19 protein-coding genes and 2 pseudogenes are annotated in these 24,610 nt (G+C 51.6%); 13 read left to right on the top strand and 8 right to left on the bottom strand.

What is annotated here, in order from left to right:
• The first annotated feature begins 58 nt into the window (after positions 1-58).
• Positions 59-934 carry an SMP-30/gluconolactonase/LRE family protein gene (locus tag EXW96_RS07425; RefSeq protein WP_174350245.1) on the top strand — a complete coding sequence of 292 codons (876 nt, stop codon included), beginning with the start codon at positions 59-61 and terminating at the stop codon, positions 932-934.
• Positions 935-1,329: 395 nt separating this feature from the next.
• On the opposite strand, the gene EXW96_RS07430 is transcribed toward EXW96_RS07425, so the two are convergent.
• Positions 1,330-2,667 carry an IS1380 family transposase gene (locus EXW96_RS07430; protein WP_027093557.1) on the bottom strand — a complete coding sequence of 446 codons (1,338 nt, stop codon included), beginning with the start codon at positions 2,665-2,667 and terminating at the stop codon, positions 1,330-1,332.
• A 273-nt stretch (positions 2,668-2,940) separates the two neighbouring features.
• Here EXW96_RS07430 and EXW96_RS07435 point away from each other — a divergent pair, with 273 nt between their 5' ends.
• The 6 genes from EXW96_RS07435 (at position 2,941) to EXW96_RS07460 (ending at position 11,033) form a co-directional block, all read left to right on the top strand.
• The gene (locus EXW96_RS07435) at positions 2,941-3,945 is read left to right on the top strand and encodes an AI-2E family transporter (protein WP_062409078.1); all 1,005 of its coding nucleotides are present in this window, start codon (positions 2,941-2,943) and stop codon (positions 3,943-3,945) included.
• Positions 3,946-4,542: 597 nt separating this feature from the next.
• Positions 4,543-5,217, top strand: a complete 675-nt coding sequence (locus tag EXW96_RS07440) for a Crp/Fnr family transcriptional regulator (protein ID WP_174350246.1) — start codon at positions 4,543-4,545, stop codon at positions 5,215-5,217.
• A gap of 171 nt (positions 5,218-5,388) precedes the next feature.
• Entirely contained in the window at positions 5,389-7,467 is a 2,079-nt protein-coding gene (locus EXW96_RS07445) for a hydantoinase/oxoprolinase family protein (protein WP_174350247.1), read from the top strand.
• A 1-nt stretch (position 7,468) separates the two neighbouring features.
• A complete protein-coding gene (locus tag EXW96_RS07450) occupies positions 7,469-9,463 on the top strand; it encodes a hydantoinase B/oxoprolinase family protein (RefSeq protein ID WP_174350248.1) in 1,995 nt (664 codons plus the stop codon).
• Positions 9,460-10,260 carry a creatininase family protein gene (locus EXW96_RS07455; RefSeq protein WP_174350249.1) on the top strand — a complete coding sequence of 267 codons (801 nt, stop codon included), beginning with the start codon at positions 9,460-9,462 and terminating at the stop codon, positions 10,258-10,260. The genes EXW96_RS07450 and EXW96_RS07455 overlap by 4 nt, the downstream gene beginning before the upstream one ends.
• A gap of 179 nt (positions 10,261-10,439) precedes the next feature.
• Positions 10,440-11,033, top strand: coding sequence for an MSMEG_1061 family FMN-dependent PPOX-type flavoprotein (locus EXW96_RS07460; protein ID WP_054817880.1), 594 nt, complete (start codon positions 10,440-10,442; stop codon positions 11,031-11,033).
• Positions 11,034-11,090: 57 nt separating this feature from the next.
• Here the strand turns inward: EXW96_RS07460 and EXW96_RS07465 are convergent, their stop codons facing one another.
• From EXW96_RS07465 to EXW96_RS07480, 4 genes are read right to left on the bottom strand one after another with little or no spacing between them, the layout of a single operon-like run.
• Entirely contained in the window at positions 11,091-12,128 is a 1,038-nt protein-coding gene (locus tag EXW96_RS07465) for a ThiF family adenylyltransferase (protein ID WP_174350250.1), read from the bottom strand.
• 26 nt (positions 12,129-12,154) lie between these two features.
• A complete protein-coding gene (locus tag EXW96_RS07470) occupies positions 12,155-12,895 on the bottom strand; it encodes an ATP-binding cassette domain-containing protein (protein WP_174350251.1) in 741 nt (246 codons plus the stop codon).
• Positions 12,892-13,560, bottom strand: a complete 669-nt coding sequence (locus EXW96_RS07475) for an ABC transporter permease (protein ID WP_309225056.1) — start codon at positions 13,558-13,560, stop codon at positions 12,892-12,894. Before EXW96_RS07475 ends, EXW96_RS07470 begins: the two co-directional genes overlap by 4 nt.
• A 19-nt stretch (positions 13,561-13,579) precedes the next feature.
• Positions 13,580-14,440 (bottom strand): ABC transporter substrate-binding protein, encoded by an 861-nt coding sequence (locus EXW96_RS07480; RefSeq protein WP_174350253.1) that lies wholly within the window; start codon positions 14,438-14,440, stop codon positions 13,580-13,582.
• Between the two features lie 191 nt (positions 14,441-14,631).
• Between EXW96_RS07480 and EXW96_RS07485 the strand changes: the two genes are divergently transcribed.
• Positions 14,632-16,440: an aldehyde ferredoxin oxidoreductase family protein gene (locus EXW96_RS07485; RefSeq protein ID WP_062409070.1), complete on the top strand. Its 1,809-nt coding sequence runs from the start codon at positions 14,632-14,634 to the stop codon at positions 16,438-16,440.
• A 46-nt stretch (positions 16,441-16,486) separates the two neighbouring features.
• Here the strand turns inward: EXW96_RS07485 and EXW96_RS07490 are convergent, their stop codons facing one another.
• Both EXW96_RS07490 and EXW96_RS07495 read right to left on the bottom strand, forming a co-directional pair.
• The gene (locus EXW96_RS07490; RefSeq protein ID WP_062409069.1) at positions 16,487-16,762 is read right to left on the bottom strand and encodes a MoaD-like domain-containing protein; all 276 of its coding nucleotides are present in this window, start codon (positions 16,760-16,762) and stop codon (positions 16,487-16,489) included.
• Between the two features lie 3 nt (positions 16,763-16,765).
• Positions 16,766-17,041: a ubiquitin-like small modifier protein 1 gene (locus tag EXW96_RS07495; protein ID WP_054817882.1), complete on the bottom strand. Its 276-nt coding sequence runs from the start codon at positions 17,039-17,041 to the stop codon at positions 16,766-16,768.
• A 100-nt stretch (positions 17,042-17,141) separates the two neighbouring features.
• On the opposite strand from EXW96_RS07495, the gene EXW96_RS07500 reads away from it, so the two are divergent.
• The 4 genes and pseudogenes from EXW96_RS07500 to EXW96_RS07515 form a co-directional block, all read left to right on the top strand.
• On the top strand, positions 17,142-18,383 hold the full coding sequence (locus EXW96_RS07500) for a molybdopterin molybdotransferase MoeA (protein WP_174350254.1): 1,242 nt from the start codon (positions 17,142-17,144) through the stop codon (positions 18,381-18,383).
• A gap of 53 nt (positions 18,384-18,436) precedes the next feature.
• Positions 18,437-20,341, top strand: coding sequence for a molybdopterin biosynthesis protein (locus tag EXW96_RS07505; protein WP_174350255.1), 1,905 nt, complete (start codon positions 18,437-18,439; stop codon positions 20,339-20,341).
• A 28-nt stretch (positions 20,342-20,369) separates the two neighbouring features.
• Positions 20,370-21,398 (top strand): GTP 3',8-cyclase MoaA, encoded by a 1,029-nt coding sequence (gene moaA, locus EXW96_RS07510; protein ID WP_062409066.1) that lies wholly within the window; start codon positions 20,370-20,372, stop codon positions 21,396-21,398.
• 242 nt (positions 21,399-21,640) lie between these two features.
• Positions 21,641-21,862 (top strand): annotated as a pseudogene (locus tag EXW96_RS07515) (cupin domain-containing protein); the annotation flags it as partial.
• Positions 21,863-22,263: 401 nt separating this feature from the next.
• On the opposite strand, the gene EXW96_RS07520 reads toward EXW96_RS07515, so the two are convergent.
• Positions 22,264-23,562, bottom strand: coding sequence for an IS110 family RNA-guided transposase (locus EXW96_RS07520; protein ID WP_375256441.1), 1,299 nt, complete (start codon positions 23,560-23,562; stop codon positions 22,264-22,266).
• A gap of 79 nt (positions 23,563-23,641) precedes the next feature.
• Here EXW96_RS07520 and EXW96_RS07525 point away from each other — a divergent pair.
• Positions 23,642-24,562, top strand: a pseudogene (locus tag EXW96_RS07525) (cupin domain-containing protein); the annotation flags it as partial.
• Positions 24,563-24,610: the final 48 nt, after the last annotated feature.

Genomic DNA, 24,610 nt, shown 5'->3' on the forward strand with positions numbered 1-24,610 from the left:
AGGCCGCGATGCCGCCTGCCGGATGAATGGTTAAAAAAGGGTATGGGGAGGGACTATCATGACAGAATGCAGCCTTGTATTGGATGCCAAAGCCGATCTTGGTGAAGGTGCGATATGGGATGCTGAAAAGCAGGTGCTTTACTGGGTGGATATTACGGGAAAAACGCTGCATGTGTTCGACCCGGAGCACCATACCGACCGTTCGATTCCCATTGGCCAATTCGTTGGAACCGTTGTGCCCAGAGAAGCGGGCGGTGTTATGCTGGCCTTGCAGAATGGGTTTTACTCGCTTGATTTGGAAACGGAGGTGCTGACCCCTGTCATGGATCCGGAACAAAATCAGCCGGAGAATCGATTTAATGACGGTAAGTGCGACCCCGCCGGAAGATTCTGGGCAGGAACCATGAACTTGAACGAAACAGGGCGGTCGGGTGCCTTGTATTGTTTGGATACGGATCTGAACGTCCGCAAGATGCTGACGGGAATCGGTATCTCCAACGGTATTGTCTGGAGCCTGGATTGCCGTACCATGTATTACATCGATTCACCGACAAAGCAGGTGGTCGCCTTCGATTACGAAATGAGCTCAGGAACGCTGAGCCGGCAAAGGGTGATGATTGATTTGACCTTAGATCATGCGCTCCCCGACGGAATGACCATCGATGCGGAAGGCATGATTTGGATCGCCCATTGGGGCGGATATCGGGTTACCCGCTGGAATCCGGATAACGGGAAGCAGCTTGACGAAATAAGGGTTCCAGCCTCTCAGGTGACGTCATGCGCTTTCGGTGGAAAGGATCTCGATGTCCTGTATATTACGACGGCCCGCCATGGACTCCATGAACGGGAGTTGGATAATCAGCCGTTGGCCGGTGGAATATTCAGCGTTGCCGCGCAGGTTAAAGGGCTTCCGGCATTTTCGTTCAAGGGGTAATGAAAAGGTTGCGGGCATCAGTCTTGTAATAGAATAGAACAAATTATGGACAGGAAGCTGCGGCTTCCTGTTTTCTTTTCCGGAAGGAAAATATTGTCTATTAACACAAGTTTTTTTGAAAAAAAACGAAAAACCTAAAGGTTCAATATTTTCCATATTTTGGGTTATTTAGGTTTACCTGAATCCGTGACAAACTTAAGTCCACTCCGCCAGAGAGGGCAGTATATGGAAAAAAGTAATCGGAAATCCCCCCATCAGCTAAAGATTCGTGATGAAAACAAATCTACAAATGACAGAATCCATCAAGCAAGGCATGCTCAATAAGCCTTGCTGTTTACGGTAAGGCCGGAACAGGGAAGAGCAGTTTGGGTTGGTCTGGATGGCGAAAAATGGATTCAGGCAAACGCTTGGTACACTCGTCGTACGGTCTGAAACCAGGGACTGTATCGCCCAAAATTGAAAATCGTTTGACGAGCGTGTCGGCTGACTCTAGCCGCGATGTACACGATGTTTTGAATCACGGTGCGGATGCGGCGACGTTGTACGCCTCCCCGAATCGGAGCATCGTCTTGGCGCAAGCTTTCCTGCCCCATGATGCGGAGCAGGTTGTAAGCGAACACCCCCGCGTGCAAAACCAGATCGTTGGTATCGAATTTGCCGGCGGGCAGTCGCTCCAAATCCAGATCCGTCTTCAGCTCACTATGAAATTGTTCGCTCGTGCCGTGATCGCGATACAACTCGATGACACGCCACGGCGAGCAGGTAAGAGAAGTCCAATAGACGTTCACTTCAATTTCCGGGAACAGGAGCATCTGACCTTCACGGTCGATCGTCCGTACGATCACTTGAAACACTTGACGAAGGGCTTGATCGAAGCCTTTTTCGGGAAAGGCGATCACGCCCATGTATTCCGTCTTGCCGGGGCGCTGCTCACAGGCCATGCCCTTGTCTTCGGCGATCCGTAGCCAACTTTCCTTGGATGTATTGCGCAGATTGACCTTGATGATATAATCGACCTCTGGCTCAGCATGACACACCTGCAGATTTTCCAGACTGTCGTGAGCGGAATCCATCCGCACGAGAAGGCGCTCTTTCGTGATGCGCCGGGCATACTGGATGCTTTCGCGCAGAAAATCAGCGCCATCCTTCTGACTGTGCGTGCTGCCTTCCCGAAGCTGCACATTCACGCTATACCCCTCCTGTCCGAGGTAGGCGAAAATGGGGGCGTAGCCGAACGTGCCTTTGTAGGTCAACGAAACACCCTCTTTTTTCGTACCGGAGTTATCGAACGGAGAGACATCGATATCCAGCGGAATCACCGTATGCTCGCCTGCTGTCAGTCCGGTTACAGGTGCTTTTACGTTTCGAATCAGATCGGCGGATTCTTGAAGCAGGATCTCGTTCCAGTTGGCATTCATCGTTTGAGCTGCGGCATCCAGACGCTGACGGAGCGTCGGGCTTGACGGCACCTTGCGGACACCGAGGCAGGTTTGGAATACGGGATCTTTTCGGAAAGGTTCGATGTGGTCGAAGTCGCTTTTGCCTTGGCAAAGCAAGCCAAGATAGCTGGTCATGACATCGCCATGACTGTGAATCGGGTTCTCCATTCCTTTCACGGTGGAGCGATTGAGACGCTGCGGCAATCGGGTATGGGAAAGCAAGGCGCCGACGGTGGCCAGGCCAGCATGCGTAGTCAACAGAATTTCCTTAGATTGGGTGAATTGGATTCTCATATGTAGCACCTCGCAGGTGAAAGTGGATCATTCATGGTTCCTTTAAAATTCACCATCGGAGATGCGATTTCCTTTCTTTTTCTTCTTTTTCACAGAAGAACTATCACGGATTCAGGGTTTAGAAAAATTACAATATGTAAATCATATCTATTCATTATGATAAAGCAACGATGAAATGAAGTTAATATTGTATATTTTATTGCCCTAACTATTTTCATTGTTGTAGACTGAGGAATAGGACAAACTCGAGGGTTAGTGAATGGAGACGAATGGATGGAGAATATTAAGCGATTCTTTTTAAATCTGACGGTAAGACGATTTCTGATCATCTTAGTAATATGTTTGCTGTTGTTTAGCATAAGGGACATGCTGAACCTCATTCTGTTAACCTTTTTATTCATCTACATTATGAACAGTCTTCAGCATTTTTTAACGAAGCAAATCAATAAATACATCCCGGTCAACAGCAAGGTCATTATCATATTGCTGTATCTTATTTTAGTTACGACCATCGTCATCGGTATCATTAATTATTTGCCGAAGCTTTATGTTCAAATCAAACAATTAAAAGCTACTCTGATCGGGCTGTCGCATTTGCCGGTTCCTCAGGATGAGCTGTCTCAATATGTGTACAAAACCATAAAAGACCTGGATTTGCAATCCTACGTAAGACAAGGCTTCGAATATATTCTTAAAATCAGCAATTGGGGGACGACGTTCGTACTGGCGATCGTGCTGAGCTTTGTCTTTATCCTCGAAAAAAACAGAATTGCCGCCTTTACATCCAGATTGAAAAACAGCAAAATTTCCTGGTTATATGAAGAGCTTGAGTATTTCGGGAAGAAATTCGTTTTATCTTTTGGCAAAGTGCTGGAGGCTCAACTTCTTATTGCTACATGCAATACCATCTTTACGGTTACCGGCCTATGGATTCTCGGCTATCCTTACCTTTTTGCGCTAACCATCATGATCTTCCTGCTTAGTCTGGTTCCCGTAGTAGGTTTCTTAGTTTCATTAATTCCTTTAAGTATTATCGGATATGCGATAGGCGGTTATCTGATGGTCATCTATGTGTTATCTATGATTGCTGTGCTTCACTTTCTTGAAGGGTATTTCCTGAACCCGAAGCTGATGTCTTCCAAAGTGAACCTTCCTATGTTCTATACGTTTATTATTCTCATTTTTTCGGAGCATTACCTGGGCACATGGGGCCTGATCGTGGGAATTCCGATCTTTATCTTTTTATTGGACATGCTTGATGTCGATACGTCGGCGTGACACGAAATTTATGAAAGCTGCTGGTGCAGTCATTGCAGTCCACAGCCAAAACGTTAGCCGCGGCGGCGCGATTCAAGGACGGGGGAGGATTTTGGGCAGCCCCACGTGGAAGTAGGGAGTGTTAGAGATCGGAAGATTCTTTATGCAGGCGGTTCATGATCTGGGACAAGTATTTCTGACTTTCTCAAAGTTGGAAATACTTTTTATTTTCCATCACTTTTTTGAAATGGTTCAATCCAGGATGAAAGTAAAGTTGCATATGTTGTAACAGAATTTTCTTGTTCCTCCCCAAATATTAAGCTATTATCTATACATAGCGTTTTATAGGAATCGTTCTATTTTCAGTACGACGTGCAGTCTCACCTCAAAAGCAAAAAGCACCGCAATTTCCTTCTCCATCACTCTTGCAAATACCCTTTCCTGACAAAGCTTAAGATCCGTGAAGCATTGTCCAAAATTCAACATTTCATGATCAGCGCGTTAATAAGATTATCATGCCGGGCATCATAGACTTTTATTTGATAAAATTTTTTGATTATTCAGATATTAACGTATTTCTCACAGCTTAATCATGCCCTATAGGAAAGGAGTAACCTAATGCAAATGCAGCACGTCGTTCAAGAAGCGTTTCATCCCCGCGCGTTTGGATCGCTGCCGTCCGAGGTCAGTGAACTTGCAACTCCCCGGTTTTTCCCGCGAGGGAGCATTATCATCCGGCAAGGCGAACCCGCACAGTATTTTTTCTATGTGCATGCCGGCCATGTAAGGGCTACCATCGTTCGTCCGGACGGTACGGAGAAAGTGCTGGCCTTTGCGGAGCCCGGGCAGTTTTTTGCGGACGTTCCGTTCTTTCAGCACGCTAATCACTGGTACACGGGAGAAGCCGTAGAATCTACCAAGGTCAGTGCATTTTCCAGGGAAACCATGGAGAAAATTATTCGCATCCGTCCGGACTTCGCCTTCACATTGATGCAATCGATAGCCCATAAGGTATGGATGCTGAGCAACCAGATGATGACCCTGACCTTCGATCCCTCCGAGGTTCGGCTGGCCCGGATTTTGGTGGAGATCCTTGCCCGCAAACCCGAGGGTACGCGGGCGCTGTCCATGACCCATCAGGAGCTTTCCGCTTTGGCGGGTACCTCCAGAGTGATGGTGACCCGGGTGCTCAACGGATTGCGCGCGCGTGGATTGGTCGATCTCCGGAAGGGCGTTCTGTTCATCACGAATATGCCGGAGCTGGAGCGGTTGGCGGCCTTCGAGATTGGGTGAGCGGGACGCGGCGCAATCGGGCCGTACCGGCAAAATGATGGATATGTAACTAATGAACAGATCGGCAGGTCACCTCCCTGCTATACTGGGTTCAGGCAAACGCAGATGAGGTAGAATCTCAACCTTGTGGCGTTATGCACAATCAGGAAGATTCAGAAAGGGGAGGACCGAATGAGTTGGCGCATTGGTATCGACACAGGCGGCACGTTTACAGATGTGGTAGCTCTCAATGATGTGACTGGTGAGGAGAAGGTGTTCAAGACATCGAGTATTCCCGATGATCCGTCCCGCGCCTTCCTTGCCGGCATCGAAGGTGTTCTGGCAGAGATCGGCGCATCCGCTTCCGACGTTGCCATGCTGCTTCACGGAACCACCGTAGCCACGAATGCCGTATTGGAGGCAAAGTATTCACGCCTCGGACTTATTGTTACGAACGGGTACCGTCATATGCTCGAGGTTGCACGCCAGAACGTGCCCGGAGAATTTGGCGCCATCACCTGGTGGATCAAACCGCCCCGGGTTGTACCGTTGGAATTGGTTCGCGAGGTTGAGGGACGGCTCAATTATCGAGGCGAGGAGCTGCGCCCGCTGGACGAGCTGCAGATTCGATTGGCTGCACGCGAATACCGTGATCTGGGCGTTCAAGCGATTGCCGTATCCTTCCTTCATTCCTATCAGAATCCTGTTCATGAAGAACGTGCCCGGGAGATCATTCAAGAGGAATATCCCGAATGCTTTGTATCCATTTCCGCTGATGTCATCCGGGAATATCGCGAGTATGAACGGACACTGACCACGTGCTTGAATACCGGCTTAATGCCTCTTCTTTCCACTTATCTTGACCGGCTGGGCGATCGGGCACAAGGGGCGGGAGTAGAAGCCCCGCTATATGTGATGAAATCCAGTGGCGGTGTCGCCACCGCCAATGAATTAATCAAACGGCCTATTGCCGCTTCTCTCTCGGGGCCCGCGGCTGGCGTCATCGCCGCCGCAGCCATTTCCGGCACGGCCGGGATCCATGATGTGCTGACCCTGGATATGGGTGGGACCAGCACGGATATGGCTTTGATTGAAGGCGGAATCCCCCGTCTGTTATCTGAAGGCAGGATCGATATCTACGACATCAAATCTCCAATGATCGATATGACGACCGTGGGAGCGGGCGGCGGATCCATCGCCTGGCTGAGCGGCAGCAAAGCCCTGCGGGTAGGACCGCAGAGCGCGGGGTCGTTTCCGGGCCCTGTGTGCTATGGAAGGGGCGGCCAAGAGCCCACAATTACCGATGCGAACCTGGTGCTGGGCCGGATTCCGCCTTACCTGCTTGGCGGCTCGATTCCATTGGATCGGCAGGCTGCCTATGACGCCATACAAGCCAAAATTGCCGAACCCTTGGGGCTTTCCGTCGAGAAAGCGGCCGCAGGCATTCTCGAGATCGCTACGCAAAACATTGCTGCAGGAATACGCGTCGTCTCTGTCCGCCGTGGACGCGATCCCCGCAATTATGCGTTGTTCGCCTTTGGCGGCGCAGGCGGTCTCATGGCTTCCCCTGTTGCGAATGCGCTGGACATGAGCAGGATTCTGATCCCTACGGCGCCTGGAGCCACCGCTGCGGCCGGGCTGCTTTATTCGGATGTGCGTGTGGATCACGTGATTACCGATGTGCAGCGCGAAGACGCGCTCGATGTGGACCGGCTGAACGACGAGTTCCTGCAGCTGCGCGACCGGGTCTCGGCGGATCTCGCCCGTCAAGGGTTTGACAGCAGCGGCATTCGTCTGCAGGCGTTTCTCGACATGCGATATGTCGGACAGGCGTTTGAAATTCGTGTACCCCTGCCTGTTCCTGACGGTTCCATTGCCGGATCGCTTGCCGGTACCATCAAAAGCTTCCATGCTGCTCATGAAGACCAGTACGGGTACTCCTACGAGAACAAGACGCTGGTCGAAATCGTAAATATCGGAGTAACCGGCTTCGGGCTGCTCGCACCACCTCGCCAGTATGCAAAGCAAAGCTCGGAGCTCCGGTGGAGCGACTTGCTGAAGTCTATACAGCCGATGTATGTAAACGAGGCGTCAGATTTCGTGGATTGTCCGGTGTACGCACGCCCCACAGAACCCATCCCGGAGCCGCTTGCCGGGCCGGCGGTCATTGAACAGTACGATACCACTACCGTTGTGGAACCCGGGTGGTACGTTACGGTAAACGAGTTCGGGCACTTGCTCCTCACACGATACGCTAAAGGAGGATCTTAATATGTCAAACGACAAACCTTTGATTTTCGACGCGTCCATTTACCAGCCGCCATTGTATAAGCCGTTCCGGCAGCAGGAGTGGCCCCGTTCGGAAGAGGAATGGGCGCGCATTGAACGCTTCAAGGCCCAAGTGGATCCTATTACTCTGGACGTCGTGGAGGGCGGTTTGGAGGCTGCGGTAGATGAGGGTGAAGCGGCTGTTGAGCTTGCCGGGCGCTCAACCATCATTCGTGAGCAGCACGATTATCGGGCTTCGATTTGTACCGTAGACTGCAATAATGTAACATCGGTTTCCTGGGGAGCCAGTGCGGACCCTATACGCGCCCACTTTCCTCTTGAGGAGATTCACGAGGGGGACGTATTTCTCTACAATGATCCTTACGACTCCCATGGTACGATTACGCATTTGCCCGACTACTGTGTGTGCATCCCTATTTTTCACAGCGGTCGTCTTATTGCTTTCTCCTTGATCTTTGGTCACACCGAGGATGTGGGCGGCCGGTCGGTAGGCAGTTGGCCGACCACTTCCACAAGTATATTTGAAGAGGGGATCCAGATCCCTCCGGTCAAACTGTACAACCAAGGCAGGTTACAGGACGATATCTATAAGATTGTGCTCCGCAATACCCGCTTCCCGGATACGATGCGCGGAGATCTGGATGCTTTCATCGGCGCCTGCCGTCTCATTGAGCGTCAAGTAAAGCAGCTTTGCGACCGTCTTGGAGCCGATATCGTCGAGGCCGCCATGTACAAGCTGATGGATCGCTGCGCGGAGGCGGTACGGGATGTGATCCTGCCTATGTTCCCCAATGGAGAGTTTACGGGGGAGGATTTCCTCGATAACGATGGAATCAACCTGGACGATCCTGTCAAGCTCATGGTCACCCTGCGCAAGGACCCCGAGAAGATCATTCTGGATTGGACGGGGACGAATCCGCAAACCGAAGGTCCTCTGAACTCGCCCAACGACGGACGCTTTTTGTCCAAATGGGTAGGCTCGTTCCTGGCCGGATTTGCACCGGGGACGGTGATCAACGAAGGCGTGACCAGAGTATTCCGCTGCGAGCTGCCGCCTGGAACCGTGCTCACGTCGGAGTATCCGGCGCCTGTGATCAACCGTATGCAGTGCTGGTTCCGCGGCTTCGGCGTTTATGGAGCGGCCCTTGCCCAGGCTTTTGGAGGAAACGTGTCGGCGGATATGCACTGCGTTCAGGTATATGGCGTTTACGGTTACGACGAGGAAGGAAAGCCTTGGCTGTACCGCGAAGTATTCGGCGGCGGCTCCGGAGCGCGGACCTATGCGGATGGAACCGATGCAGTAGACATGGTGAACGATGCCAAGAACCTTCCGGCGGAATTTATCGAGCAGCGCTATCCTGTTATTGTCGAGCGGGTTGCCCTCAATCCCGATTCAGGCGGATGCGGCAAATATCGCGGAGGGATGGGCTACGTGAAGGACATTCGTATGCTGGCCGACGGGTATTACGTTACGTATGTCGACCGCACGGCGTTCGGTTGTTACGGCGTTAACGGCGGCGGGCCGGGCAAGCCCGGGGGAACATGGATTAATCCCGGTACTGCTGACGAACGGCTGATCCAGTTCTGTCAGGAAGGAATCCCGGTGAAAGCGGGCGATATCATCCGGGTTACAACTCCTGGCGGCGGAGGTTGGGGGGACCCGCTGGAGCGGGATGTGGAGGCCGTACGCATGGATGTGCTGCGGCAGCTGGTTTCCATCGAAAGCGCCGAGCGCGATTACGGTGTGGTGGTTCATAAGCGCATGCAGGGACTCACCGCCGAGTATGTCGTTGACGAGGAAGCCACTCGGCTGAAAAGGCGGGAAATTCATCAAAAGAGGGCTCCTCTGAAGCTGATCGACCGCGGTCCATACGCTGAAGAGAAACGTAAAGCCGGCAAAATCACGTTCAATGATGTGTTTCTTCCACCTTCTGGCATGGCGGATCAGGAAATCTCCGGTGAAGCGCAGCTGTTATGAGTTTTGTCGAGCTGAAATATTTGACGTCGTCCGAGGCCAGGGCGGTTGGGCAGGACCGCGGCGCGGTCGGTCTGATCCCCATCGGTGCGCTCGAGCAGCATGGGCCGCATTTGCCCCTGGTGACGGATTCGGCATTGGCTGAAGTGTTGGCGGCCGAGGTTGCGGCACGGTGCAGAGAACCCATCGTTGTAACACCCACGATCATGGCCGGCCTATCGGAGCATCACGCGGATTTTCCCGGCACAGTGACCCTTGATCCCGTAACGCTCGGAGCCGTAATTCAGGCATACATCACGGCATTGAGGCGTATGGGGCTGACCCGTATCGGTCTGTTCAGTTTCCATGGCGGGAATTTCCGGTTTCTCGGCAAATATGCGGCCGGTTGCAGCAGTATATGGCCCGGAATGCAGGTAGCCGCTTATACCGATTTCAGGCGTTTCCTGCATGTCATGTTTCAAGCCGGGGTGAAGGCAGGGCTCAAGCTTGCGTCTACGGACAGTCATGCCGGCGCGATTGAGACGAGTCTGGCGCTTCACGTCATGGGAGAGCACCGTGTACGCGCGTTTGAAGCCGTCACAGGCTATACGGCAGGAGAAGCAGGATGGTTGGAAGCCATCGAGACCAAGGGTGTGCAGGCCATTAGCCCCAGCGGCGTTTTCGGGACACCAGGCGGCGCCAATGCAGCCGCCGGCAAAGTGATCCTGAATGCTTTGTCTGAAGAGGTCGCGGTTTGGCTGAAGGATGCCTTTAAGCTCGGAGAATTCAATTCATCCGCCCCGCTGCACAAACGCAGCTGATTCCCGGCGAAGCCTCCATTCCAAAAAACGACTTCATTCCTGTATCCCGGGAGTGAAGTCGTTCGTTTTTTGGGGGAATCCCTGTTCACGTTAAGAATCAGTATGGACAAATCGCGAGAAAACATGGATAGTAAGAGAAAAGCAGCATGGGATTCTTCGGATAAGGAGGTTTTATACGGATGATTCATGAATTATGGTCGCAAGGGATCGTTACCCGTGCGGATGAGCTGAGGGATTTGGTAGGCTCTCCTCACGAAGCCGTACTTAAAAAAAGCATTGCACAAATCGATTCTCATGTTCGAAATTATGTGTCGATGTCGCCGCTTTTCTTTCTGTCCACAGCCAATCAAGAGGGGAGGTGCGATGTATCGCCCCGCGGAGATGAACCGGGCTTCGTCAAAGTCATAGACGACCGGCATCTGATCTATCCCGAACGGCCGGGAAACCGGCGTGTCGACTCCTTGTTGAATATGCTTGAGAACCCATATGCAGGTATGCTTTTCATCATACCGGGCCTGGAGGAAGTGTTAAGGATTAATGGCCGGACAAGGATCACGCGCAATGAGGACATTTTAACAGCGATGCAATGGAGTGAAGTGCCTCAATTGGGTGTCATTGTAGAGGTGGAGGAGTGCTTTATTCACTGTCCGAGAGCACTGAAGAAATCAAAGGTCTGGGAAGCGGAGTCCCGGCCTGCAAAGAAAGATTTGCCTTCGGTCAACGACATGTTCCATGCTCATCTGCAAATGAATGGGTTCACGATCCAAAAGTAATATACGGAAATGAACAAGCTGGTGAAAGGAAAAGGATCCCCGCACCGGCTTGTTGTTTTAATGGCTAATATACTTGGCGTACAACGATTTGGCGATGTCAATGTCCTGCGTTCCCTGCACCAGCACCCGGCCGTCTTTGAACAGCACCAGCGCATAATCGCCGACGTGAAAGCGCAGAAGGAAGGGATTCCGCTCGACCTTCCCGATCCTGCGAAATACGTTCTCCTCTTCTTCCAGGTTAACCGATCGTCCGCCTCTCGGGGTGATCTGGACCGTATCTCTGCCGCATAAGGCCGTAAACACCTCCAGGCTGTCCGCAGCCGGATAGAGAAACTCGAATTCCCCTTTGCCGCAGGCCGGGCAATCCGGGTGCTTTCCCTGACGAATATCCATCTGCATATGCCGGTTCGTCCACAGCTCGAATTGCTCCAGGTAAGGGTTAAGGTGATGCTCTGCGCCAACCATAAGCTTTAAAGCTTCCGCCGCTTGATAAGAGGCAACAATATGAACGATAGGTCCGATCACGCCTACCGTATCGCAGGTTTCCCCTCGGCCGGCAGGGGGATCGGGGAACAGGCAGCGGTAGCATGGAGTGACGTAGGGCCGGATCGCCGCAAACATGCCTCTGGAGCTTACCGCACCGCCATAAACCCATGGAATGCGGTGCTTGACGGCGACATCATTCAGCAGGTACCGTATCTGAAAGTTATCGGTTCCGTCCAGGATGATGTCCACGTCGCTGAGCAGCTCTTCCGCATTATAGGCATGGACGTCCCCTACGATGGGCTCAATGGTAACCGACGAATTCATTTTTTTTAATTTGTCCGCGGCGGCAACGGCTTTCGGCATATGATTCCTGGCATCCTCTTCGTCATAGAGCATTTGTCTTTGAAGATTGCTGGTCTCTACGAAATCGCGGTCGATGCAGCGCAAATACCCGACCCCGCCGCGAACCATATGGTTGGCCAGCACCGTGCCGAGCGCCCCCAGCCCGACGATCGCCACCCTGCTGCCCGACAGCTTCTCTTGTCCCGACGGGCCGATGGGGGGAAACAGCATTTGCCGCGAGTAGCGGGCGTTCTGATTTGGTTCCATAGGTACCTCCTCTACCCCTGCAAGGGTTAATAGATCATTTTGCCGCTGATAAAATCCTGAAGGGCTTCGCTTTGGGGGGATTCAAAAAAGGCTTGTGTATCGTTTTGTTCCACGATCCGTCCCTGATAAAGGAACAGGCACCGGTCGGACAGGCGTCTGGCCTGCTGCAAATGGTGGGTAACCATGAGGATCGTCATCGGGCTTTCCCGGCGAATCCGGGTAATGATCTGTTCAATGATCGATACGTTCGGCGGGTCGAGATTGGAGGTAGGCTCATCCAAAAGCAGGAGCTTGGGCTGCAGGACAAGCGCCCGCGCCAGTGCAATTCTCTGGGCTTCTCCCCCCGACAGGGATGCCGCTTTACGTCCCTCCGCGGCTTCGAGACCGACCAGCCTCAAGGCTTCCTTGACCAGCCGCGCTTTCTCGCTGCGGGGAACGCCTCTATAGCTCAGCCCCAACGCTACATTCTCAAAAACCGTGGTCTGAAACATGACGGGCTTTTGCGCGACAAACGCCATTTGCCTTTGCAAATGAAGCCCTCCCGAATGGGAAAGGGAAGTTAAATCCACCCGGTGCCCGGAAAAAAATAAGCTGCCCGATTGAGGCTTCTCCAGAAAGTTCAATACGCGCAAAAAGGTGCTCTTGCCTGCGCCGCTGGGACCTACAATGCCATAAACGGCGCCTTCATCAAAGGCGGCATGGGGGATGGACAACAGCATCCGATCGCCGGCAGCAACGGTAAGATGCTCGACTTCAATGGGCTTCATCGGGACCGGTCCCTCCTGTCGTTTAAGTTCCGCAGCGCGCCTGCAACGAGAAAGCTGTTAAAAATAAAGCTGATCAGCAAAAGGACCATACCGATTTGCAAGGCGACATCGTAACTCCCCTTGCGGGTCTCCAGAATAATGGCCGTGGTCATCACCCGGGTCTCATGCTCGATGTTCCCGCCGACAAGCATGACCGCGCCGACTTCCGATATCGCACGGCCGTAGGCCGTGGATATTCCCGACCCTATTCCGCTTCGGGCTTCCCTGAGGATCGTCCATACCAGCTGGAAAGGGGAGGCTCCGAGGCTTTTGGCCGTTTCCCAATACGTTCTTTCCCGCGCCTGAACGGCAGACATGGTCAACCCCGTAATAATCGGAGCAACCAGGATGCTCTGTGCGATGACCATCGCCTCCGGAGTGAACAGCAGCTGAAGAAAACCGAGCAGGCCGTATTTGGACAGCAAGAAATACACAATCACGCCGGTAAGAACAGGAGGAAGTCCCATGAACGTAAAAACCAGAATGACAATCAAGCGTTTTCCGGGAAAGGAATAAAGCCCCAGAAAAGCGCCGCAAGGGATGCCGATGAGCATCCCGATGAGGATGGCCAGGGTGGAAACCCGGATGGATAATCCTATAATTTCAAGAACATGTAAGCTAAAGATTCCCTACACTCCCTTTTTCTTATCTTTTTTTGGCGCCGGGGACAAACAATCCTTTCCCATACTCGGCCTTCCCGAACTCTTCAATGATCTTTTGGCCTTCATCGCCTGTCAAAAATTGAATGAACTGTTCCGCCTCCTTGGCTTTTTCGGTAGATTTGACCTGGATCACGCCATAAGGATTGAGAAGGGAAGCATCTCCTTCCTTCAAAACGACAAGATCAAGATCTCCTTTGCGGGACAAGTAAGTCGCTTCATCCGTCAGTGTATAAGCATTCTTTTCATCCGCCATTTGGAGCGTCGCCCCCATGCCTTGGCCGGCCGACAAATACCATGGTCCTTCAGGCTTGAGACCTGCGGCTTCCCAGATGGACAGCTCCTTTTTGTGGGTTCCCGAATCATCTCCGCGAGAGATGAAGGCCGCTTTTTTCTCGGCTATCGTTTTAAACGCCTCGGGCGCCGTCGCCATTCCTTTAATGCCCGCAGGGTCGTCTCGGGGTCCGACAATCAGAAACTGGTTCACCATTACATCATAAGCATTGATGCCGAAGCCCGAGGCTACAAATTCATCCTCCGAAGGTCTGGCATGAACGAGGAGAACGTCGGCGTTGCCGTCCTTCCCTAATTGAATCGCTTGTCCTGTACCTACGGCGACTACCTTGACCTGAATACCGGATTTTTGCTCGAATGCCGGAAGAAGGGAATCCAATAGACCTGAGTCTTGAGTGCTGGTCGTTGTGGCCAGTGTAATGGATCTTTTTTCTTCGGATGCGGTCGTGGTAGCTGCTTCTTGTACAGGGCTGCCGCAGCCTGTAATTACGCCCAACAGGAGCAGGGAAATAAAGAAATAAGAAAACGCCGGAATTTTTCTGTTAGATAGCATGCTACCCTTCTCCTTCACAGTGAATTTTCATAAAATAAACGCTTTCAAAATATAATGTATTACGAAGTTACTTTCATAGCAATCTTTTTTGATCAATTCATTGGCAAAAAAAGGAGGAACTATTTAATATATGTCGAAATAGTATGAATATTAATGAAAATTTGTTTTTATTAGAATAGGAGGCGAGCGGCATGAACTTAGGCGGGTTCAAGAACAAAGAAGTAGTGGTCGATTTAACATCCGGAACCGTCAGCTACAGGGAGATTAATGAGGAGCTGGCAAGGAAATTTATCGGAGGCCGGGGGCTTGGAGTAAAATATCTGCTGGATAACGGGCCCCAGGTGGAAGCGCTGTCTTCCGAAAATATGCTCTGTATTATGACGGGCCCCGTATCCGGCTCAAGAACGGTAATGAGCGGCAGATTATGCGTCGTTACCAAATCTCCGCTTACGGGTACCGTTACCGATTCCCATATGGGAGGATGGACGGCGGCGAGGCTGAAATGGTCCGGGGTCGACAATATTATTTTTACGGGGAAGAGCGCAAAACCGGTCTACCTGTACATTGAGAACGGTCAAGCCGAGTTGCGGGATGCCAGCGACGTATGGGGTAAAGGGACGCGGCATACGATTCAGGTGATGAAAGACCGATACGGAAAAGAAAATCTGAGCGTCATGTGTATCGGGCAGGCCGGAGAAAACCTCGTGCGCTATGCCGGCTTCATGAACGAAAACGACCGTGCGGCGGGACGCGGGGGAACAGGGGCTGTCGCAGGCTACAAAAATTTGAAAGCGATTGTGATCAAGGCCGAACAGAAAGGAAATATGCCCGTTCCGGCCAAGGACGATGATTATAAGAAAGCGAATCAGAGCGGGCTCAAGGCGGTGATGGAAGGCGGGCTTACCGCTCCCAGGAAGGGCGGACTTTCCGTATACGGCACCAACGTGCTTACGAGCCTGATTAATGAAGTCGGGGCATTGCCGACCATGAACTCCAAATATACGAATTGGGATGCTGCGGAAGGCCACAGCGGGGAAACGGTCAATTCGACTTTGCTCGTGGCGGACAATACCTGTCACGCCTGTCCCGTGGCCTGTAAGAAGGAAGTGGAGGTCAAGGAAGGCAAGTACAAGACAAAGGTCGAAAGCTTCGAGTATGAATCGGGCTGGGCGCTGGGCGCGAACTGCGGATTGAGCGATGCGGCAGCGATCTCTTACATGATCAATATGTGTAATGAATACGGCATGGATACCATCGAGCTGGGGAATGTACTTTCCGTGACCATGGAAGCCGCTGAACGGGGGCTTATCTCTGAGAATATTTCCTGGGGCGATGCGGATCGGATGATTGAGCTGGTAGAGCAGATGGTATTCCGCCAAGGCATTGGCGATATCCTGGCCGAAGGGCCTGCCCGTGCAGCTGCGAAGTTCGGCGATCCGAACCTGGCAATGGCCGTCAAGGGGCAATCGATTCCGGCCTATGATCCCCGCGGCATTCAAGGGATCGGTCTTGGCTTTGCCACAAGCAACCGCGGAGCCTGTCACCTGCGCGGCTACACCGTAGCCAGTGAAATTGCGGGAATTCCGGAGCCTACGGACCGGCTTGTAGCGGAAGGAAAAGGGGCGCTGCTGAAAATATTCCAGGATCTTCACTCCTTCTCGGATTCGATGAACGTATGTAAATTCTCCTCCTTCTCCGAAAATGCCGATCACTATGCGCAGCAGTACTCTGCGATGACAGGTGCTGACATTACGGGCGACGATGTATTGAAAATCGGGGAGAGAATCTACAATCTGGAGCGTTACTATAACAATCTCGCCGGCTTTAACAAGCGTGAGGACGATTACTTGCCTAAACGCTTTACGCAAGAGCCTGCCACCGGGAACAGCGCGGGCTCGGTAAGCCGGATGGATATCATGCTTGATGAGTATTACCAGGTTCGCGGTTGGAGGGACGGAGTCGTTCCGGAGGAAAAGCTGAAAGAATTGCAAATCATCTAAACTAAACAAGCATAAAAAAAGGTGGAATCCGGATTCCACCTTTTCTTTACCCTCCTGCCCTGAATGTTTTTCGGCGGAAGGCTGCAATGACTTGTTGAAGAGCTTCCTGGGACGATGCTTCAAAACGGATAAAGACGGCATTTACGATGAATACGGGTGTAAATCGGAGTTGATTTTCGCTTAGAATGTGTGCCTGCCAATCGGGTCCTTGAAAAACAAAAGGAAATTCAAAGGTCTGTTTTGCCGCCCCCAGTTCTATCAAATAAGTCTTCAGATGCTCTAGAGGAATGCCGCGAAATTCCAATGTCCGCTCTGCCGTCATCGATTATCCTCCGGCTACAGGGGGAAAGAGAGCGAATTGGTCTTCCCCGCTGACGGGAGTATTCAATCCGTCCAAATGAATGATGTTTCTACCGTTAATAAACACATGGACGAAGGGCTTGAGCTTCCGCTCATGATCAAATACCTCATCATCCATGGCGGGATAAAGCTTGATTAAATCCTCGAGCACCTGAATGACAGAGCTTCCGTCAGGAGAGGGTACTTCCACGACCTTGTCCAGGCAAATTTCACGGAAATTGGCAAACAGCTTGACCTTCATATGGACAGCTCCCTTCTTTTGTTATCTTTCATTATAATGGATTGATTTCCTTTTTGTGTAGATGCAGAGTTGATCCCATTTTTAGCCGCAGGAGGAGCGCATGAAATTCTTCAATGTAAAAACCGTAGACGAAACAGTGAACATCATCGAAACGCATTTTGCTCCCATTCACGAACCTGTTCGGGTTTCGATCCGGGAGGCGGTGGGCCGTGTCCTTGCCGAGGATGTATATTCCAGGGAACAGGTTCCGCCCTTTGCCAGATCTACGGTAGACGGCTATGCGGTTCAGGCGAAAACAACCTATGGCGCATCGGAGTCCATGCCCGCTTTTCTGGATATTACGGGAAAAATTCAAATGGGCAAGAGAGCGGAGATTCCGCTTCTGGAAGGGCAGGCTCAATATATTCCTACAGGGGGGATGCTGCCGGAGGGCGCCGACAGCATCGTGATGATTGAGCATGTGGAAGAGGTGGGCGACCTGCTTAATGTCTACCGTCAGGTCGCTCCGGGGGAAAATGTGATCCGGGCCGGCGACGACGTAGAGATAGGGGAGCACGTCCTTCGCAAGGGGATACGGCTTCGTCCGCAGGATTTGGGCTTGTTAGCGGCCATAGGCATAACGGAGGTGGCGGTCGCCTCCATCCCGGTCGTCGGGATTCTCTCCACCGGCGATGAGATTGTTCCTCCGGACAAAACGGAGCTTTCCCCGGGAGAGATCCGTGATATCAACAGTGTGATGATAGGTTCCCGGCTTATGCAGCTTGGGGCCGAAGTGATTTATGGCGGCATAGTGCAGGATGAGTATGAGGAGTTTTTGGCCCGTGCGCGGGCCCTCTTCGGCAAGGTGGATTTTCTTCTTTTGTCGGGAGGAAGCTCGGTGGGAACAAGAGATTTCACCGTTCAAGTCATTGAGGCGCTGGGTGAACCGGGCGTGCTGGTACATGGTGTGGCTACAAAGCCGGGAAAACCGACAATTATTGGAAAATCACAGGGAAAACCTGTCATGGGATTGCCCGGACATCCCGTATCCGCACTTATCATGCTGGATTTACTCGGCGTCCCTATCCTGAAGCAGCTTCAGGGCGAATCGAAAGATGCCTTTGATAAGCGGTTTAGGGCGCGCATATCCCGTAATGTTCCTTCCGCCGTAGGACGGAGCGATTATATTCGGGTTCGTCTGGAGGAGCGCGAGGACGGGCTGTGGGCGGTACCTGTCTTCGGCAAGTCGGGTTTGGTTACGACTATGGTCGAAAGCGACGGTATTATGGAAATTTCAGCGAATAAAGAAGGCATTTTGGAAGGAGATCATGTGAAGATCAAGCTGTTTGGCAAGGAGATCTGACCGTAGCGGCAAATGAAATAAATGAATGCAGAAGGCTTTGGAAGGGGTATACCATGCGAAAAATCTACTTGGAAGACACTCCGCTGCAGGACGCCCAGCGTGAATTTCTGGAGAAAATCACGTTTGACAGAAAGGTGGAATGGGTCCGAACGACCGAGGCTTTAGGCAGAATCACGGCCGATCCTGTGTATGCCAAGGTGTCGATGCCGAATTACAATGCTTCTGCCATGGATGGAGTCGCCGTTGCGGCGGCAAAAACCTATGGGGCGGATGAACAAAATCCCGTTCGACTGAAGCGGGGTGTTGATTATGAAATCGTGGATACAGGCGATCCGATCCCGCCCGGGTTCGATGCCGTGATCATGATTGAGCATATTCATCAGGTGGACGAGGATACGATAGAAATTTTGGAACCGGTAGCCCCTTGGCAGCATATCCGTCCTATAGGGGAGGATGTCGTGGTGGGGGAAATGATCGTTCCGGCTCATCATGCCCTGCGTGCGGTGGACTTGGGGGCGATTCTGGCAGGCGGAAGGGTCGAGGTTGCCGTGCTGTGCAGGCCGAAGGTGGCGATCATTCCCACAGGCACCGAGCTCATCGAGCCGCGCGATGCGGTAGGACGCGGGGAGATTGTGGAGTTTAACGGAACCGTGTTTGCCTCGTATCTGAAGGAATGGGGTGCGGAGCCGATTTATCTCGGTATCGTTAAGGATGAGTATGATACAATTAAAGATAAAGTGCTGGAAGCGACCCGGCTGGCCGATATCGTTATTCTGAATGCGGGCTCTTCTGCGGGAACGGAGGATTATACCGTTCATGTCATCTCTGAATTAGGCCGGGTCTTTACTCATGGAGTGGCCACGAGACCCGGAAAGCCTACGATTACAGGCGTTGTGAACGGGAAACCGGTGATCGGCGTGCCGGGGTATCCGGTTTCGGCCTATCTGTCGTTGGAATGGTTTGCGCGTCCTTTGGTCCATCATTATTACGGTCTGATCGAGCCGAAGCGCAATCTTCTTCAGGTGAAGCTCGGAAGAAGAATCGTATCCGATGCGGGAGCCGACGACTTTGTCCGCATGACGGTAGGCTGTATTGATGGAGCCTATATTGCCAATCCTTTGACCCGCGCGGCTGGAGTTACAATGTCGATGGTGCGTGCGGACGGCTTGCTTCGCATTCCGGCTGGACATATGGGCTATGAGCAGGGAGAGATGGTAGAGCTTGAGCTGTACCGCCCTAAAGAACAGATCGACCGTACGATCGTGATTACCGGCAGCCATGATTTGTCCGTGGACGTTCTGCATACCCTGCTGCGGAAGACATACCCCGATCGTTTTCTGGTTTCGTCTCATGTCGGCAGTTTGAGCGGAATCCTCGCGATCCAAAAAGGGGAGGCCCATGCGGCCGGTGTTCATTTATTCGACGAGGAAACGGGAAGCTACAATATTCCTTATATTGAAAAGTATCTGAAAGGCCATGAGGTCGTTCTGGTTCAGCTGGTTTATCGCGAACAAGGCTGGATCGTTCCGAAAGGGAACCCTTTGGGGATCAGGTCTGCCGCAGATATTGGCAAGTCCCAGCTGACTTATATGAACCGGCAGCGGGGGGCTGGCACCAGGATTTTATTTGACTACCTGCTAAAACAAGAAGGCATCGACCGGAATACCATATATGGATATGACAGGGAAGCCATCAATCACCTCAGCGTTGCGGCGGCAGTGGCGGGTGGCGCGGCGGATGTCGGTCTGGGTATTTATTCTGCGGCCCAGGCGATGGACCTTGATTTTATCCCTGTAGCGGAAGAACGTTATGATCTCTTGATGAGCAAGCATTTTTACTATAGTCTAGAGGGGGAGACCCTGTTACAAGCGATTCGATCCGAGTCGTTTAAAAAAGAAATGGAATTCTTGGGAGGGTACAGCTGCCGGGAGTCCGGACAGATCGTTTACGAGAATTAATTTCGCTCGTTGAGGGAGTGATTAGCGCATGCAGAAACCAACCCGTTCAATTGTCGACAAGCTACAACGCCCCCTCCGTGACTTGCGCATATCCGTTACGGATCAATGCAATTTCCGCTGTCGGTATTGTATGCCCGAAGAAATATTCGGGTCCGATTACAAATTTCTACCCAAGGAGAAGCTTCTCACCTTCGAGGAGCTGACCAGACTGACCCGGATTTTCGTTTCTCTGGGTGTGGAGAAGGTGCGCATTACCGGCGGGGAGCCGCTGATGCGCAGGGATCTTCCAACATTCATTCACATGATCAGCAAGGTCGGCAGAGTCAAAGACATCGCCATGACAACCAACGGCTCTTTACTGGCCAAGCACGCGAAAGCTTTGAAGGAAGCGGGGCTGCACCGGGTTACGGTAAGTCTTGACAGCCTGGATGATGACCGGTTTGGCCAAATGAACGGCCGGGGATTCAAGGTATCCCACGTTCTTGAAGGAATCGAAGCGGCCGCGGCTGCAGGCTTGCAAATTAAAGTGAATATGGTGGTTCAAAAGGGGACGAACGATCAGGATGTACTTCCCATGGCCAGATATTTTCGCGAGAAAGGGCACATCCTCCGTTTTATTGAATATATGGACGTAGGCAACTCCAATGGATGGCGGCTGGATCAAGTGCTTCCCAGCCGGGATATCGTTGAGCGGATCCATCGTGAAATGCCGCTAGAACCGGTCGGGCCCAATCATTATGGAGAAGTGGCTTCAAGATATCGCTATCTGGAGGGAAAAGGGGAGATCGGCCTAATCTCTTCCGTCACTCAAGCCTTCTGCTCCACTTGCACCAGAGTAAGGCTTTCCGCGGAAGGGAAGATGTACAGCTGTCTGTTCGCTTCAGCCGGAACCGATCTCCGCGCCCCTTTGCGAGAGGGTAAGAGCGATCCGGAGATCCGGGAATTGATCACGGAGTTTTGGCGTCACCGGACGGACCGTTATTCCGAAGAAAGGCTCTCCAATACGCCTGAAATCACGAAAAAGAAAAAAGTCGAGATGTCTCATATCGGCGGGTAACTGGAACGCCATAGGATGAAGAGGAGATGAAATGTCTCCTCTTTTTTGTGCTGTTCCGGTTTTTGCAGACCGTATGACAGGCCATCAAAAAGCGAATATATTCCAAAAATTCTATGAAAGCGTTGACAAGGGAAATGGCTTATATTAAAATCTAAGCAACAAACCATAATGTGGAATTATAAATCCACTGTATGGATTGAAAAGGAGGAGAGAAAGTGGCCAATTCGGTTAGCGAAGAAGAGATTTTCAACCAATATTATGAGGAGCTTGAACAGGATCAGTTGGGACCGCTGTGGACCAAGCTCAGGTATATGGTGACCAAAGAGCCGGCCCACGATGTGGAGCCTTATCTTTGGAAATGGCAAACGATCCACAAGCATCTTTTGAGGTCTGGGGAGCTGCTGCCACTGGGAAGAGACAGTGAGCGGCGGGTCGTTTATTTGCAGAATCCCTCCCACTATAAAGTAATTTTTTCTCCTGTTTTCCCGCCCATTCTTAGTTTTTCAACTTTGACGCCTTGAGGATGTTGATAGACATTGGTGAACAATTGAATAGATTACATTTTTTTCTGTAAGGGCCGGTGGCGGGAATAGAGCTTGAACTCGATTTTATCCAAACTATGGATATATTGGTATGATCGCACAGTGGATCTCCACATTCACCCTTGGGGTTTACCCTCCCATGTCACGCTGGGTCTATGCCCTTACATTCCTTCGTTCTACCTCTCAAGGGGTGGAGGCCGATTCTTGCTCCCTTACTGGGTCGTTGCCCTTATGGTGTATTGTTCTTCGGCTTCTCCGGTGCTTCCGTTGTCAAAGTTGTACACATATGAATACGTGAGAATTCAGGATGACATTGATTAATTTTAAGCTGCACTCCGTTGTAGCTGGGCTTGTCGAACGGGTCCTAATACATCGATTGCATCATACTCTTTTTGCTTTGTCCCCAAGGTGTATAAGATTCGAATGAGTTTTCCACATAGGGCGATGATCGACTGTTTTTTCTTCAGCGGATTCTGACTCCGCGTGGTGTAGTGCTTGTGTAGAGCCTTGAACACTTCGTTCTTGGCCACCATCGGCATCATACAACGGAACAAAAGCGCTCGGAGGCGAGATCGCCCTCGCTTGGTGATGCCGGTCTTCCCTTTACGTTTACCAGAGCTGTTCTCTTTCAGGTTGAGACCCGCCAGGCGGATGATCTGCTGGCCATGGTCGTACTTGTTCAGGTCTCCTACCTCAGCCAGAAATCCAGCTACGGTGACTTCTCCAACCCCTGGGATACTTAGCATGTGTGCAGCTCCCGGAATTTTCTCCAGGATTTCCATCACCTTCTGCATCGTGGACTCCAGTTGCTTGATAAACAGATCGAACTGCTCTAATAGGGCGGATAATTCCAACCTTGCTGCCATGGTTCCTTCCGTTAATCCAATGGAGGACGTTGCAGCAGCGTAGAGTTGCTCTGCTCGCTTGATGCCTACGCCTCGCTTTACTTCCGTCTTCCAGTGTGTGAGAATGCCTCTGGCGCCTGTAGAGACAACCTCCTCTGGCGTTGGAAACCGTCGCATGGTCATAAGCGAGGTCTTGCCGTCCCATTCCTTAAATACGCTGGAATACTCTGGGAAGAAGCGATCGAACCAGTTCCCGATTCGTGCCTTCACTTGCTTGAGATTGATGGATACCTTCTCTCGAAAATTCATCAGAATACGCAAATCCGCATATTCCTTCGTCGGAAGACTGGGCTCAGAGTACTTGCCATTTCGGATTAAATCCGCAATGACTTTAGCATCCTTGTAGTCGCTTTTGGTCGGTGAATTGTCTTCCAGCTCTTTAGTTTTGTTTACATGATGCGGATTCACCACTACAACTTTGATGCCTTGCCCTTCTAAGAATGCAGCCAACGGGAACCAGTAGTGTCCAGTAGGCTCAACGCCAAATACAATTTCCGTTTTGGCATTAGCTTGCTGAAGTTCCTTCATCCACAAGGCTAGTTTCATTAGCCCTTCTTGATCGTTGTAAAAAGTGCATTCCTTGCCTAGTTCAAGGCCACGGAAGTCCACAGCACGAGCTACATGAATCTTCTTGGCAATGTCCGCACCGATGACAAGCGTTCTTTCGGAAATTCTTGTAATTCGTTGATTTTGCTTCTGTTTCAGCTTATACTTCATGGTAGAGCGTCCTCCTTTTAATTAGGGCAGTGAATGTGTCCCATTCCAAGACCCAGCATACAGGAGACGCTTTTTTCATTCAAACCTCAATTTACTTCATTACAGGAATGGCTCCCTTATGAAAAAAGGCTTGATCGGCTATGCCACCAACACCTTATATGCCGGAATTCAATTATTGCTTCCGGGCGAAGTGGCGCCGGCACACCGTCATACTCAATCCGCGATCCGGTTTATTATTGAAGGGGACGGGGCTTTCACGGCGGTCGACGGCGAAAAAACCTATATGGAGCAAGGGGATTTAATTTTAACGCCGTCATGGACATGGCACGATCATGGACATGAAGGAAAGGAACCCATGATTTGGATGGATGGGTTAGACGTTGGTCTTGTCCGCAACCTTGCCGGTTCCTTCTATGAGCCTCATCCCGATAACGCCCAACCTGTCACGAAGCCGGATAACGGTTCTACGCTCCGATACGCCGGCGGTTCCTATCGGCCGGTAACGGAAAGAAAGAAGCGAGGCTATCCTTCACCGCTGTTGGCTTATAAATGGGAAAAGACGAAAGGGACATTGAATCATTTATCCCAATTGCAGGAGGCAGATCCATTTGACGGTTATGCGGTGGATTATATCAATCCTTTGACTGGAGGTTCCGCAGATCCGCGCATCGGTACAACGATGCAAAAGCTGCCGCCCGGCATGCATACACAGGCTCACCGTCATGTGCACACGGCCGTCTATCATGTGTTGGAAGGTACCGGTTATACCGTCATTAACGGTCAAAAGTTTGAATGGTCGAAAGGGGACTTTTTCGTTCTTCCGCCATGGAGCTGGCACGAGCATGTGAATGCAGGCTCCCGGGATGCCTATCTGTTCTCGATTAACGATCGTCCTGTCCTGGAAATGTTGGATCTGGAAAAGGAACAGCCCTATGAGGAGCATAACGGAACTCAACCCATCACCGGCATCTTTACCCCCGTGGTTCAGGAATCCGAATGAATGAAACCGATGAATGTGCATGGAGCATAAACGAAATGGATGTGGAGG

The sequence above is a fragment of the Paenibacillus sp. JMULE4 genome, assembly GCF_013337105.1.
Taxonomy (GTDB): domain Bacteria; phylum Bacillota; class Bacilli; order Paenibacillales; family NBRC-103111; genus Paenibacillus_G; species Paenibacillus_G naphthalenovorans.